Below are 13,796 nucleotides of genomic sequence, written 5' to 3' on the forward strand. Positions count from 1 at the left end.
GCGAGATCCAGAGGTGGCCGTGACGGATGGTCGCATCGCGGGGGAAATGTCGAGCGGGGGCCTACCATTGCCATAGGAAGCAAGAACGCTAACTTGGCTTACGACTTGGAATGGCCGGATCGTATCATGCTTGAGAAAGTCCTCGATTCCGCGCTGCGCAAGGGCATTGCGCATGGCAATCTGCGGCTGGTCTACCCCTCCGGGCGAGGCGAGACCTACGGCGACGGCAGCGGTCCTCCGATCGCGATCCGGATCACCGACCGCTCGCACATGCGCGCCATCGCCCTTGATCCCGGCCTTGCGGTTGCCGAATCCTACATGGACGGCGCGCTGGTGGTCGATCACGGTGACATCTACGACCTGATCGCGATCGCAAAGTCGAACATGCGTCCCGAGGTATCCACCCCGGGGGCGTGGTTCCAGCACCTGCGCCGCAGCGTCACGCTGGCGCCCTTGGCCCATGCGGTCGGGCTGAAGGCGGCGCGGGCCAACGTGGCGCATCACTACGATCTCGACGGCCGGCTTTACCGGCTCTTCCTCGACGGCGACATGCAGTATTCCTGCGCCTGGTTCGAGCGGCCGGACATGACCCTCGATCAGGCGCAGCTCGCGAAGAAGCGTCTCGTCGCCTCGAAGCTTCTGGTGCGCCCCGGTGCGCGGGTTCTCGACATCGGCTGCGGCTGGGGGGGCATGGCGCTCTATCTCGCGCGCTGCTGCGATGCCGAGGTCACCGGCATCACTCTCAGTCAGGAGCAGCTTCGCGTGGCCGAAGCGCGCGCCGAGGCCGCCGGTCTCGCCGATCGCGTGCACTTCCGGCTACAGGACTACCGCGAAATCAGCGAGACCTTCGACAACATCGTCTCGGTCGGCATGTTCGAGCATGTGGGCAAGCGCCAGTTTCCGGTGTTCTTCCAGTCGGCGGCGCGGCTTCTTGCGCCCGACGGGGTCATGGTGCTGCACAGCATGACCCAGCCATCTCCAGCGCTCTACAATCAGCCGTTCATCGAAAAGTACATCTTCCCCGGCGGTTACATCCCGGCAGTCTCCGAGGTGGTTCCGTCGATCGAGAATTCGGGGCTGCTCCTGCGGGACCTCGAGATCCTGTCGGTGCACTATGCCGAGACGCTGAGGGCATGGCGCGAGCGCTTTCTAACGCGCCGCGACGAAGTGCTGGAGCTCTACGACGAGCGGTTCATCCGCATGTGGGAGTTCTATCTCGCGGGTTCGGAAAGCGCGTTCCGGCATGATCATCTCCACGTCTCGCACTTCCAGCTTGCCCACGATCAGGAGCGCGTGCCGCTGACACGAGCCTATATCGCCGAGGCGCAGGCGAGGCTTGTCGAGCGCGAGAAGCTGGTGCCGGACTATGCCCGGCTGCACGACAAGGCGCGGCCCGAACTTGCGCCGCTGCGGCGTGACGCCTCCTGAAGCCCCGGGGGCGAGTTGGTTCGATCGGGGCCAATCGTGATGAGAGCGAGGAACTTCGGGGCCTCCGCTGAGTTTGACTCCTGAACCAGTCGGCAAGCCCGTACCGTTTGGTAAGATAACCTTTCAGGAAGTCTCGATGCGCATCCGTTGCGGATATAACATCACCTATGCCTGCGAGCGGCCAACCCCGATGGTTCTGGCGCTTAACATTCATCAATCCCGGCGTGCTGACCTGTTGACTCCACAGATACTTCGGTTCAGCCCGAACGTGCGTGCGCGCGACTTCGTCGATGATTTTGGCAACGTGCTGACCCGCCTCGTGGCGCCCGAGGGCAGACTGACCGTCTCGACGCTGTTCGACGTGGCCGACAGCGGCAGGCCCGATGAGGTGGCGCCCGGGGCGCTCGAAGATCCGATCGACGCCCTGCCCGACGATGTGCTCGGCTTCCTGCACGGCAGCCGCTATTGCGAGGCCGATCTGCTTGCCGATTTCGCCTGGTCGGAATTCGCGAAGGTGCCTGCCGGCTGGGCACGGGTGCAGGCAATCGTCGGGTTCGTCCACGGGCATATCGCGTTCGACTACAAGAAGGCCGACAGCCGGCGCACCGCCTTTGGCGCCTTTACCGATCGCGTGGGGGTCTGCCGCGACTTCGCGCATCTCGCGGTGGCGCTCTGCCGGGCGATGAACATCCCCGCGCGCTACTGCACCGGCTATCTCGGCGACATTGGTGTGGAGCCGTCCGGTCCGATGGACTTCAGCGCCTGGTTTCAGGTCTGGCTCGGTGGGCGCTGGTACACCTGTGACGCGCGCCACAACCGTCCCCGGATCGGCCGGGTGCTGATCGCGACGGGCCGGGACGCGACTGACGTGGCGATCTCGACGTCGTTCGGTGCGGCGAACCTGGAGGGCTTCGAGGTCTGCACCGACGAGATCTTCCCTGAGGTCGCGCCCGAGGCCCGGCGCGTGGTCTCCGTCGCCTGACGGGCGCGCAACCTTGGCGCGACCGCAACGTGACGGCCGCGTGACACGCCGCTTGACGTCGCGGCACCGTCCCCAAGCGGGGCGCCTCCTGTGTTAAATCCTTCACTTGCAGCCTGTCCTTGCTATTGTGACGGTGGCGCCGGTCGCCCGGTGCCCAACAGCGGGGCGAACCCACGCCCGTCCGATCGGCAAGGGAGACTTACCCAGAATGAAACACCTGATGCCCGCGGCGATGGCCGCGCTGCTCGCGACTGCCGCCCCCGCGCTCGCCGTCACCGAAATCAGCTGGTGGCATGCGATGACCGGCGCCAACAACGAGGTGGTCGAGAAGATCGCCGGCGACTTCAACGCCAGCCAGTCCGACTACAAGGTGGTGCCGGTGTTCAAGGGCACCTATCCCGAGACGCTGAACGCCGGCATCGCCGCGTTCCGCGCCGGTCAGGCGCCCGACATCATGCAGGTGTTCGACGTGGGCACGGGCGTGATGATGGCCGCCGAGGGCGCGATGAAGCCGGTGGCCGACGTGCTGACCGAAGCCGGTGCCACCTTCGACAAGTCGCAGTACCTGCCGGGGATCGTCGCCTACTACTCGAAGCCCGACGGCACGATGCTGTCGTTCCCGTACAATTCGTCCTCGCCGATCCTTTACTACAACAAGGACATCTTCCAGAAGGCCGGGCTCGACGTCGATAATCCGCCGAAGACCTGGAATGAGGTCTGGGACGCGGCGAAGAAGATCAAGGCGTCGGGCGCGGCGCCCTGCGGCTACACCTCGACCTGGCTCACCTGGATCCATCTCGAGAACTTCGCCGCGTGGAACGATGTCCCCTACGGCACCAACGAGAACGGCCTCGCAGGGCCGGATGTGGAGCTGAAGATCAATGCGCCGATCTTCGTCAACCACTTCCAGGCGATTGCCGATCTCGCGAAGGACGGCACGTTCAAGTACGGCGGGCGCACGTCCGAGGCGAAGCAGATCTTCCTTGCCGGTGAGTGCGGCATCATGACCGAAAGCTCCGGCGGTCTCGGCGACATCGTGAAGTCGGGGATGAACTACGGCATCGGCCAGCTGCCCTATGACAGCGATGCGGCCGGCGCGCCGCAGAACACCATCCCGGGCGGCGCGAGCCTCTGGGTCTTCGGCGGCAAGTCGGACGAGACCTACAAGGGCGTCGCCGGGTTCTTCCAGTATCTGTCGCAGACCCCCGTGCAGGAGTATCTGCACCAGACCTCGGGCTATCTGCCGGTGACGATGGCGGCCTATGAGGCGACGAAGGCGAGCGGCTTCTACGAGAAGAACCCCGGCCGCGAGACGCCGATCCTCCAGATGATGGGCAAGGCGCCGACGGAGAACTCCAAGGGCGTGCGCCTCGTGAACCTGCCGCAGGTGCGCGACATCCAGAACGAGGAGTTCGAGAAGATGCTGGCGGGCGAGCAGACCGCGCAGCAGGCGCTCGACAACGCCGTCTCGCGCGGTGACGCGGCGATCAAGGAAGCGCTTGGCAACTGAGGCCGGGGCCGATGATCGGGGCGCGGAAATGATGCCGCTGGACTTCCGTGCCGTGCGCGTTCTCCGATCGCGCACGGCAACGCGACGACCCGGCGGCAGATTGCGCGCGCGGCTGAAGCACGACGGATTTGCCGAGCGACAGATCCGTCCGCGCCCGCCGGGCCAGCCACGAACGGATGGCGCGCTGTCGCGGAAATCTGCGCCCCTGACGGCTTCCGCGTGTCCCGCACTGCCCGCCGCCGGCGCGGCGAAGGCAGTGCTTTCGCTTGTCGCGCCGGTCCTCGCGAGCCGGTGGCGCGCCACGGTCGTCAGGGCTCCGCTGTCTGCCCAATGCTGCCGATTGCCCGGGGGAGCCTGAATGCGCGCGACCTTCCCGCATCGCTTTCTGCCGTACCTTCTCGTGGCGCCGCAGCTCGCGATCAGTCTGATCTTCTTCTACTGGCCGGCGGGGCAGGCGCTGCATCAGTCGGTGCTGCGCGAGGATCCGTTCGGGCTGAAAACCCAGTTCGTCGGCCTCGCGAACTTCCGGCGGGTGCTGGGCGATCCGGCCTATCTCAATTCGGTGCAGGTGACGGCGTTCTTTTCGGTCGCGACGGCCTTCCTTTCCATGGCGATCGCCCTCGTCCTCGCGGTGCAGGCGGAGAAGATCCTCCGGGGCAAGGGCTTCTACCGCACGCTGATGATCTGGCCCTACGCGGTGGCGGCGGCGATCGCGGGGATGCTCTGGCTTTTTCTGTTCAACCCGTCGTTCGGCACGCTCGCCTATCCGCTGCGCCAGATGGGAATCGCGTGGGATCCGCTGCTGAACGGCAATCAGGCGATGGCGCTTGTCATCGGGGCGGCATCATGGAAGCAGATCAGCTACAATTTCCTGTTCTTTGTCGCGGGCTTGCAGGCCATCCCTAAATCTCTGATCGAGGCGGCGGCGATTGACGGCGCGGGGCGGACGCGGCGGTTCTGGACCATCGTCTTCCCGCTGCTCGCGCCCACGACGTTCTTCCTGCTGGTGGTGAACACCGTCTACGCGCTCTTCGATACCTTCGGGATCATCCACGCGGTGACCGGCGGCGGCCCGGGGAAGTCGACGGAGACGCTGGTCTACAAGGTCTACAACGACGGTTTCGTGAACCTGCAGCTCGGCTCGTCGGCGGCGCAGTCGGTGATCCTCATGGTGATCGTGATCGCGCTGACCGCCTTCCAGTTCCGCTATATCGAGAGGAAGGTCCACTATGGCTGAGCCCACCATGGTCGGCGCCGGCCGGAGCGGGCAGGCGGCCGCGCATCTGATCCTCGTGCTCGGTGCGGTCGTCATCGCGTTTCCGATCTGGTACGTGTTCGTGGCCTCGACCCACTCGCTGCAGACGATCCTGCGGCCGCCCCTGCCGATGCTGCCGGGGAGCGAGGGGATTGCGAATTACTCCGAGGCGCTGGGCGGGGGGATCAACCGGATCGGCGGGGTGAGCGTCGGGCGGCTGCTCTGGAACACCGCCTTCGTCGCCACGGCGATCGCCGTCGGCAAGATCTTGATCTCCATCACTTCGGCCTATGCCATCGTGTTCTTCCGCTTTCCGCTGCGGATGGTGTTCTTCTGGCTGATCTTCATCACGCTGATGCTGCCGGTCGAGGTGCGGATCCTGCCGACCTACAAGGTGATGGTCGATCTCGGGCTGATCGACACCTATGCTGGGCTGATCCTGCCGCTCATCGCCTCGGCGACCGCGACGCTGCTCTTCCGGCAGTTCTTCATGACGATCCCGAACGAGCTGCTGGAGGCCGCGCGGGTCGATGGCGCGGGGCCGTGGCGGTTCTTCAAGGACATCCTGCTGCCGCTGTCGGCGACGAACATCGCGGCGCTCTTCGTCATCCTCTTCATCTACGGCTGGACGCAGTACCTCTGGCCGCTGCTGGTGACGAACTCCAATTCGATGAACACCATCGTCATCGCGCTCCGGAAGATGATCTCCTTCGCCGATGCCGATACCCCCTGGCACTTGGTGATGGTGACCTGCGTCCTCGCGATCCTGCCGCCGATCCTCGTCGTCGTGCTGATGCAGCGGTGGTTCGTGAAGGGCCTCGTGGAAACGGAGAAATAGCCTTGGCCACCGTCACGCTTCAGGACATCCGCAAGAGCTACGGGCCGACGGAGGTGATCCACGGCGTCTCGATCGACATCGCCGACGGCGAGTTCGTGGTCCTCGTCGGGCCGTCCGGGTGCGGCAAGTCGACGCTGCTGCGCATGGTGGCGGGGCTCGAGAGCGTGACATCGGGCACGCTGCGCATCGGTGAGCGGGTGGTGAACGACCTCGAACCCGCCGAGCGCGACATCGCCATGGTGTTCCAGAACTACGCGCTCTATCCGCACATGTCGGTCCGGAACAATCTCGCCTACGGGCTGAAGAACCGCGGCTTTGCGCGCGCCGAGATCGACCGGCGGGTGGCGGAGGCGGCGGCGATGCTGGAGATCGCGCCCTATCTCGACCGCAAGCCCGGACAGCTTTCCGGTGGCCAGCGCCAGCGGGTCGCCATGGGCCGGGCGCTGGTGCGCGAGCCGGCGGCGTTCCTGTTTGACGAGCCGCTCTCAAACCTCGACGCGAAGCTCAGGATCCAGATGCGGGTCGAGATCCGGCGGTTGCAACGGCGGGTGGGCACGACGTCGCTCTACGTGACGCATGACCAGATCGAGGCGTTGACGCTGGCGGACCGCCTGGTGGTGCTGAACGGCGGCGTGGTGGAGCAGATCGGCACCCCGGAGGAGGTGTTCGACCGGCCGGCGACGATCTTCGTTGCAGGCTTCATCGGGACGCCGCCGATGAACATGGTTCCGGTCGACTGGCTGCGGGGAAAGGGTGAGCTCGACGCGGTGCCGGCGGCGGCCGATGTCGTGGGGATCCGGCCCGATGATCTCGATCTCGAGGCGCCGCCCGGGTCGCATCTGACGCTGCCCGCGACGCTTGAGCTGCTGGAGCCGGCGGGGGCTGAGTCGCACCTCTACGTGCGGCTCGACGGGCTCGATCAGCCGGCGACAGTGCGCACGCAGGGCCGGCCGGCGCTGGCGGACGGGGCGCGGCTCGCGCTCCATGTCCGGCCGGAGGCGCTGCATCCGTTCGTGAAGGCGACCGGGCGGCGGGCGTAGCCGACCTTGCCGCGCGGCCGAGGCAATGCGCCGCCGGGCCATTTCAGAGGCGGTGACGAGCGACGGATTTGGCGGAGACAAATCCGTCCGCGACTGCCCCTGCGGGGGGCAGGCGCGATTCCGCGCCAGCCGGGGCAGTCACCGACGGATTGGCGCGCTTCCGCGGAAATCTTCGCCCTTTTCCGGCTTCCGCGCGTCCCGCGCTCCCTGCCCGCGGCCCGGCGAACGCGGTGCGTTCGCTTGTCGGGCCGGGACTCGCGCGGGCCTTTGGCCCGCGCTTTGGTCGATGAGGCGCTCAGGCCACCCGGTCCCAGAACCGGAGTTTGCCGCAGGCGGTGACGAACGGTTCCGCGCCCTTCTCGAGGTCGAAGAAGCCGTCGTCGCGCCCGGTGACGCCGGCGGCGTCGAAGAGTTGACCGGCGGCGCCACCGAGGCCGATGAACTTGGCGTGGGCGAAAGCATCCGCCGCGAAGCCTTTCGCCGGGTGGCTGGCGACGAGATCGGCGATGCCGGCGTCGCTTGCGATGACCGCCACCGCGTCGAAGACCACCGACGGCGCGCCGTTGATCTGGTGCTTTGCCTCGATGGTCTTGCCGCCCGCGTCGGTGACGCCGCCGACCTTCGCGGCGATCACCTCGACCACGGCGCCCGCGCCCTCGAACGCGGCCGTCACGTCCTCGACGAGCTTCGCCTCGACGCCGTCGCTCAGAAGCAGGCCGAGCTTGCGGCCCGTGAAGGCGCCGGGGCCGTTCTTCAGGATCGAGAGCGCGTCGGAGGGGGGCAGGTCCACCGGCTTCACCGCCGGCTCGTGCGGCTTCGGCTGCTTCGCGAGGCCGAGACCCTCGACGACGCGGGCCGCGAGTTCCTCGTCGATGTTCGGCAGGTGCGCGGCCACGCGCTCGCGGATCGCCAGGGTCTCGACCTTGGAGAGCTCGAAGGTGATCGCATCGGCGATGTGCTGCTGCTCCACCGGGGTCTGGCTGCGGTAGAACAGCCGTGCCTGGCTGTAGTGGTCGGCGAAGCTCTCGGGGCGCAGCTTGCGCTTCTCGCCGGACACCTGCTCGGGGAAGCTGCGAAAGCCGGTCTTCGGGTCGGCGCGCGGGCCGCCCTCGGTCCATGAGTTCGGCTCGTAGTTCGCCCGTCCCTTCGGGCCGCGGGTCTGCATGTGGCCGTCCTGCTGGAAGTGGAGCACCGGGCAGCGCGGGGCGTTGATCGGCAGGTGAGTGAAGTTCGGGCCGCCCAGTCGTTTGATCTGGGTGTCGAGGTAGGAGAAGTTGCGCCCCTGAAGCAGCGGGTCGTTGGTGAAGTCGATGCCGGGGATCACGTTCTGGGTGCAGAAGGCAACCTGCTCGGTTTCGGCGAAGAAGTTGTCCACCATGCGGTCGAGCACGAGCCGGCCGACGACGCGGATTGGCAGTTCCTCTTCGGGAATGATCTTGGTGGGGTCGAGTATGTCGAACGCGAAGTTGTCGGCGAACTCATCATCGAAGATCTGAAGGCCGAGCTCCCACTCGGGGAAGTCTCCGGACTGGATCGCATCCCAGAGGTCGCGGCGGTGGAAGTCGGGGTCCGCGCCGTTGATCTTGACCGCCTCGTCCCAGACAACCGATTGCAGACCGAGCTTCGGCTTCCAGTGGAACTTCACGAAGGTGGACTTGCCCTCGGTATTCACCAGTCGGTAAGTGTGAACTCCGAAGCCCTCCATGAACCTGAACGAACGCGGGATCGCCCGGTCCGACATCGCCCACATGATCATGTGCAGCGATTCCGGCATCAGCGAGATGAAATCCCAGAAGTTGTCGTGGGCGCTCGCCGCCTGCGGGAAGCCGCGGTCCGGCTCGTCCTTCACGGCATGGACAAGGTCCGGGAACTTCATCGCATCCTGGATGAAGAACACCGGCATGTTGTTGCCGACGATGTCCCAGTTGCCGGCGTCGGTGTAGAGCTTGACGGCAAAGCCACGGACGTCGCGCACCACGTCGGCCGAGCCCTTGTTGCCGGCAACGGTCGAAAAACGGACGAAGGCCGGCGTGCGCTTGCCCTTCTCCTGCAGCGGCGCGGCCATGGTCAGGTCCGAGAGATCTTCGGTCGCCTCGAAGTAGCCGTGGGCGCCGTAGCCGCGGGCGTGGACGACGCGCTCGGGAATGCGCTCGTGGTCGAAGTGGAAGACCTTTTCGCGGAAGGCGAAGTCTTCGAGCAGGGTCGGGCCGCGTGCGCCGGCCTTCAGCGAATTCTGGTTGTCGGAAACGACACCGCCCTGTGCGGTCGTCATGGCGCCGTGGTCGGGGGCCTGCTGCGTCTCGCCGCCGTTGCCCGGATGGCGCGGTCGCTCGGTCGTGGCGTTCGAGCTCTGGGTGTCGACGGTGGGGTCGAAGAGTGGCTTTTCGTCGGGCATTGCTGGCTCTCCTCGGAAAGACGAGAGCGCCGGCAGCGGGGGCTGCCGGCGCCCATCCATCAATCAACCGCGAGGGGCCGGTTCCGTTCCCGGGGTGCGACGCTCAGTCGTAGAGGACGGCGGCGATCTCGGGGCTGTCGATATTCGTCTTGTCGAACCAGTAGAAGCCGGTGTCGATCACCTTCTCGACCGGCTCGCCCTTCGCCGCGGCGACGGCGGCCTTCACCGTCTCGTAGCCGATGCCGATGGGGTTCTGGGTGATGGCGCCGGCCATGACGCCCGACTTGATGGCGGCCTTCTGGGCGGCGCCGGAGTCGTAGCCGATGATCACCACGTCCTTGCGGCCGAGTTCGGTCACGCCGTTGACGACGCCGATCGCCGAGCCTTCGTTCGCGCCGAAGATGCCCTTCAGGTCTGGGTTCGCGGTCAGGATCGCCTTGGTGATCTCGGTCGACTGGAGCTGGTCGCCGGCACCGTACTGGATATCGACGATCTCGACCTCCGGGTGCTTCTCCCGCATCTGGTTCACGAAGCCGTCGCGGCGATCGACGCCGGTGCGCGAGGTCTGGTCGTGGACGACGAGGGCGACCTTGCCCGAGCCGCCGATGAGCTCGGCCATCTTGTCCGCGGCGAGGGCGGCGGCGGCGAGGTTGTCGGTGGCGGCGGTGGCGACGGGGATGTCGCTGTCGACGCCGGAGTCAAAGGCGATGACCGGGATCTTGTTTTCCTGCGCCTGCTTCAGAAGCGGGATCGCGGCCTGGCTGTCGAGGGCGGCGAAGCCGATCGCGGCGGGCTTCTTGGCGAGGGCGGCCGCGAGCATGTCGATCTGGCGGTCGACCTGGGTCTCGTTGTCCGGGCCCTCGAAGGAGACCTCGACGCCAAGCTCGGTCCCGGCCTTGTCGGCGCCGGTCTTCACGGCCTGCCAGAACTGGTGCTGGAAGCCCTTGGAGATCAGTGGGATGTAGAGCTTGTCCTGGGCCTGGGCGAAGCCCGCCCCCGCGAGCAGTGCCGCGGCGCTGAGGGCGCCGAGCAGGGTGCGTCTTGCGATCATGTGAGTTCTCTCCCTGGGTGATCGTCGTTGTCAGACCGCCGACTTGTCCCGGCGCAGCATGTCGAGGTAGACGGCGGCGATGATGATGATGCCCGTCACCACCGTCTGCCATTCCTGCGCCACCGAGAGGATGCGCAGGCCATTCAGCAGCACCGCCATGATCAGCGCGCCAATCACCGTGCCGAGGATCGAGCCCCGGCCGCCGGCGAGCGAGGTGCCGCCGATGACGACGGCGGCGATGGCGTCGAGCTCGTAGCCGAGGCCGAGCGCGGGCTGCGCCGAGTTGAGGCGCGAGGAGATGAGCAGGCCGGCAATGCCGCAGATCCCGCCGCCGAGTGCGTAGATCGCGGTCTTCCAGCGGGTGGTGTTGACGCCCGAGAGCCGGACGGCTTCTTCGTTCGAGCCCATGGCGAAGCAGTAGCGCCCGAGCACGGTCCGGTTCAGCACCCATGCCATGACGAGCGCCACCAGAAACAGGATGAGCACGCCGTTCGGCACCGGCACCGCCGGGAAGATGTCGCCGATGAGCGAGCCCTGGGCGATCTCGGTGTAGCCGGGGGTGTCGTTGAAGTAGATCGGCCGGGTGCCGGAGACGACGAGCGAAAGGCCCTTCAGGATCAGCATCATGCCCAGCGTGGCGATGAAGGGCGGGATGCGCATCCGGGTGACGAGGGTGCCCGAGATCAGGCCGCAGAACGCCCCCATGCCGATGGCGCCGAGCACGCCGAGCGGCAGCGGCAGGCCCCAGTTGGTCAGGATCATGCCGGCGGTGACGGCGGTGAAGGTCATCAGCGTGCCGATCGAGAGATCAATGCCGCCGGTGATGATGATCATGGTGACGGCGATGGCGAGCACGCCGTTCACCGCCGTCGCCTGCAGCACCGCGAGGATGTTCGTGGTCTGAAGGAAATTCGGCGAGGCGATGGAGAAGAAGACGAGGAGCACGATGAGGCTCGCGAACGCCCAGATCTTCTGCTGCGCCCCGAGGCCGCGGCTGGCGGGCTTCGGCGCGGTGGCGGCGTCGCTCATGCGGCGGCTCCCTCGGAGGTGATGTCGGGACGGAGGGTCGCGAGATGCATGATTTCCTCCTGTGTCGTGGCCGGGCCACCGGGCAGGAAGCCGGTGAGGCGGCCCTCGCACATCACCGCGATGCGGTGCGAGAGGCGCAGCACCTCGGGCAGTTCCGAGCTGATGACGATGATCGCCTTGCCATCAGCGGCGAGGCGCTGGAGCAGGCGGTAGATCTCGGCCTTGGCACCCACGTCGATGCCGCGCGTCGGCTCGTCGAAGATCAGGATGTCGCAGTCCCGCAGCAGCCACTTGGCGATCACCACCTTCTGCTGGTTGCCGCCCGAGAGCAGGCGGACCTCCTGACGGTCGGACGGGGTGCGGATGCGCAGGGTGGCGATGTAGTCGCGTGCGTGTGCCGCGAGGGCCGCCTCGTCGAGCTGGCCGAGCCGGCCGGTGTGGCGCGACAGGCTCGCCATCGCGATGTTGGCGCGCACGTCCATGCCGAGGGCGAGGCCGAAGTGCTTGCGGTCCTCCGACAGGTAGCCGATGCCGGCGCGCACCGCGTCCTGCGGCCGTTGAATGGCGACGGGTCGGCCGTGGACGAGGATCTCGCCCGCATCCCGAGGGTCGGCGCCGAAGATCGCGCGGGCAAGCTCGGTGCGGCCCGCGCCCATCAGGCCGGCGAAGCCGAGGATCTCGCCCTTCTTCAGGCTGAAGCTGATGTCCCTGAGTTCCCGGCCCCGCCGGATACCGCGCACCTCCAGCGCCGTCTCCGCGCCGGAAAGGTCGGGGATCTCGGCGGTCTCGTCGGTCAACTCGCGGCCGACCATCATGGCGATGATCTTGCCGATGGGCGTGCCGGCGGCGTCCACCGTCCCGACGTAGGCGCCATCGCGCATCACCGTCACCCGGTCGGCGATTCGGCGGATCTCGTCCATCTTGTGGCTGATGTAGACGATGCCGACGCCCTCGGCCCGAAGCTGGCGGATGATGGTGAAAAGTTCGGCGATCTCGGCGTCGTTCAGGGCTGCCGTCGGCTCGTCCATGACGAGGACGCGGGAGCGGAAGGAGAGGGCCTTGGCGATCTCCACCATCTGCTGCCGGGCGATCGTCAGGCCCTCCACCGGGGTCGTGGGGTCCATGGCGATGTTCATGCCGGCGAAGAGTGCCGCGGTATCGGCGTTGAGCTTGCCTTCGTCGAGGCGGCCGAAGCTGCGGCGCGGCTCGCGGCCGATCCAGATGTTCTGCGCGACCGTCAGATCCTTCATGAGCGCGAGCTCCTGATGGATGATGCCGATGCCGTGGTCCTGCGCCGCCTTCGGGCTGGGCAGGTCCACCTCCGCGCCGTCGATCTCGATGCGCCCGCCGTCAGGCTGGTAAACCCCGGCGAGGCATTTCATCAGCGTCGACTTGCCCGCGCCGTTCTCGCCCATGAGCGCATGCACCTCGCCCGGGGCAAGATCGAAGTGCACCGCGCGGAGCGCGTGGACGCCGGGGAAGCGCTTGTCGATCGCCTGCATCCGCACGAGGTCGGCCATGCTCGCCCCCGCGTCAGATCGTCACGCCGCCATCCACCAGCATCGACTGCCCCGTGACGAAGCGGCTTTCGTCGGAGAGCAGGTAGACCACCATCGGCGTCATGTCGTCGACGGTGGCGAGGCGCCCCATGGGCTGGCGGGCGATGAAGTCCTTTTCCGCCTGCACCGGATCGGCCGAGGCGGCGATGCGGCCGCGCAGCGAGGGCGTGTCGACGGTGCCGGGGCACAGGCAGTTGCAGCGGATGCCCTGCTTCACGTAGTCCGCCGCGATCGCCTTCGTGAGGCCGATTACCGCCGCCTTCGAGGCGCCATAGGCGCAGCGGTTGGGGAAGCCCTTCACCGACGACGCCATGGACGCCATGTTGAGCACCGACGCGGTGCCCGTCTCCTGCGCCCGCGCGAGCATTCCGGGCAGCACGGCGCGGGTCAGCCGCATCATGGCGGTGACGTTGAGCGCGAAGGCGAAATCCCAGTCCTTGTCCTCGATGTCGAGGAGCGCGCCGTTGTGCACGACGCCGGCGCAGTTGAAGACGCCGTCGAGCGGGCCGACGGCGGCGGCGATCTCCGCCACAGCGGCGCTGTCGGTCACGTCGAAGGGTCGGGTTTCCATGTCGAGGCCATCAAGAAGGTCGGCGCGGAGGTCGGTCGCGATCACCCGGGCACCTTCGGCGGCGAGCGCGATGGCGCTGGCCCGGCCAATGCCCTGTCCCGCGGCGGTGACGAGAATCGTCTTGTCCTTGAGCCGCAT

At 67.0% G+C, this 13,796-nt stretch carries 11 protein-coding genes; 6 read left to right on the top strand and 5 right to left on the bottom strand.

The window, feature by feature from the left end:
• Positions 1-126 precede the first annotated feature (126 nt).
• From HNP73_RS08430 to ugpC, 6 genes are all read left to right on the top strand, one after another.
• On the top strand, positions 127-1,428 hold the full coding sequence (locus tag HNP73_RS08430) for an SAM-dependent methyltransferase (protein ID WP_184148238.1): 1,302 nt from the start codon (positions 127-129) through the stop codon (positions 1,426-1,428).
• Between the two features lie 136 nt (positions 1,429-1,564).
• A complete protein-coding gene (locus HNP73_RS08435; protein ID WP_184148239.1) occupies positions 1,565-2,410 on the top strand; it encodes a transglutaminase-like domain-containing protein in 846 nt (281 codons plus the stop codon).
• 208 nt (positions 2,411-2,618) lie between these two features.
• The gene (gene ugpB / locus HNP73_RS08440) at positions 2,619-3,920 is read left to right on the top strand and encodes a sn-glycerol-3-phosphate ABC transporter substrate-binding protein UgpB (protein WP_184148240.1); all 1,302 of its coding nucleotides are present in this window, start codon (positions 2,619-2,621) and stop codon (positions 3,918-3,920) included.
• 358 nt (positions 3,921-4,278) lie between these two features.
• Complete coding sequence (gene ugpA / locus HNP73_RS08445; protein ID WP_184148241.1) at positions 4,279-5,157, top strand: sn-glycerol-3-phosphate ABC transporter permease UgpA; 879 nt, start codon at positions 4,279-4,281, stop codon at positions 5,155-5,157.
• 7 nt (positions 5,158-5,164) lie between these two features.
• On the top strand, positions 5,165-6,013 hold the full coding sequence (gene ugpE / locus HNP73_RS08450; RefSeq protein WP_425486632.1) for a sn-glycerol-3-phosphate ABC transporter permease UgpE: 849 nt from the start codon (positions 5,165-5,167) through the stop codon (positions 6,011-6,013).
• A 2-nt stretch (positions 6,014-6,015) separates the two neighbouring features.
• Positions 6,016-7,053: a sn-glycerol-3-phosphate ABC transporter ATP-binding protein UgpC gene (gene ugpC, locus HNP73_RS08455; RefSeq protein WP_184148243.1), complete on the top strand. Its 1,038-nt coding sequence runs from the start codon at positions 6,016-6,018 to the stop codon at positions 7,051-7,053.
• A gap of 295 nt (positions 7,054-7,348) precedes the next feature.
• On the opposite strand, the gene HNP73_RS08460 is transcribed toward ugpC, so the two are convergent.
• The 5 genes from HNP73_RS08460 to HNP73_RS08480 all read right to left on the bottom strand — a co-directional run bounded on the left by HNP73_RS08460 (position 7,349) and on the right by HNP73_RS08480 (position 13,796).
• Entirely contained in the window at positions 7,349-9,325 is a 1,977-nt protein-coding gene (locus HNP73_RS08460) for a catalase (RefSeq protein ID WP_425486633.1), read from the bottom strand.
• A gap of 226 nt (positions 9,326-9,551) precedes the next feature.
• Positions 9,552-10,499 carry an ABC transporter substrate-binding protein gene (locus tag HNP73_RS08465; RefSeq protein ID WP_184148245.1) on the bottom strand — a complete coding sequence of 316 codons (948 nt, stop codon included), beginning with the start codon at positions 10,497-10,499 and terminating at the stop codon, positions 9,552-9,554.
• A 30-nt stretch (positions 10,500-10,529) separates the two neighbouring features.
• On the bottom strand, positions 10,530-11,528 hold the full coding sequence (locus tag HNP73_RS08470) for an ABC transporter permease (protein ID WP_184148246.1): 999 nt from the start codon (positions 11,526-11,528) through the stop codon (positions 10,530-10,532).
• Entirely contained in the window at positions 11,525-13,048 is a 1,524-nt protein-coding gene (locus tag HNP73_RS08475; RefSeq protein WP_184148247.1) for a sugar ABC transporter ATP-binding protein, read from the bottom strand. The genes HNP73_RS08470 and HNP73_RS08475 overlap by 4 nt, the downstream gene beginning before the upstream one ends.
• A gap of 13 nt (positions 13,049-13,061) precedes the next feature.
• A complete protein-coding gene (locus HNP73_RS08480) occupies positions 13,062-13,796 on the bottom strand; it encodes an SDR family oxidoreductase (protein ID WP_184148248.1) in 735 nt (244 codons plus the stop codon).

The organism is Amaricoccus macauensis, from assembly GCF_014201905.1.
In the GTDB taxonomy this organism is placed as follows: domain Bacteria; phylum Pseudomonadota; class Alphaproteobacteria; order Rhodobacterales; family Rhodobacteraceae; genus Amaricoccus; species Amaricoccus macauensis.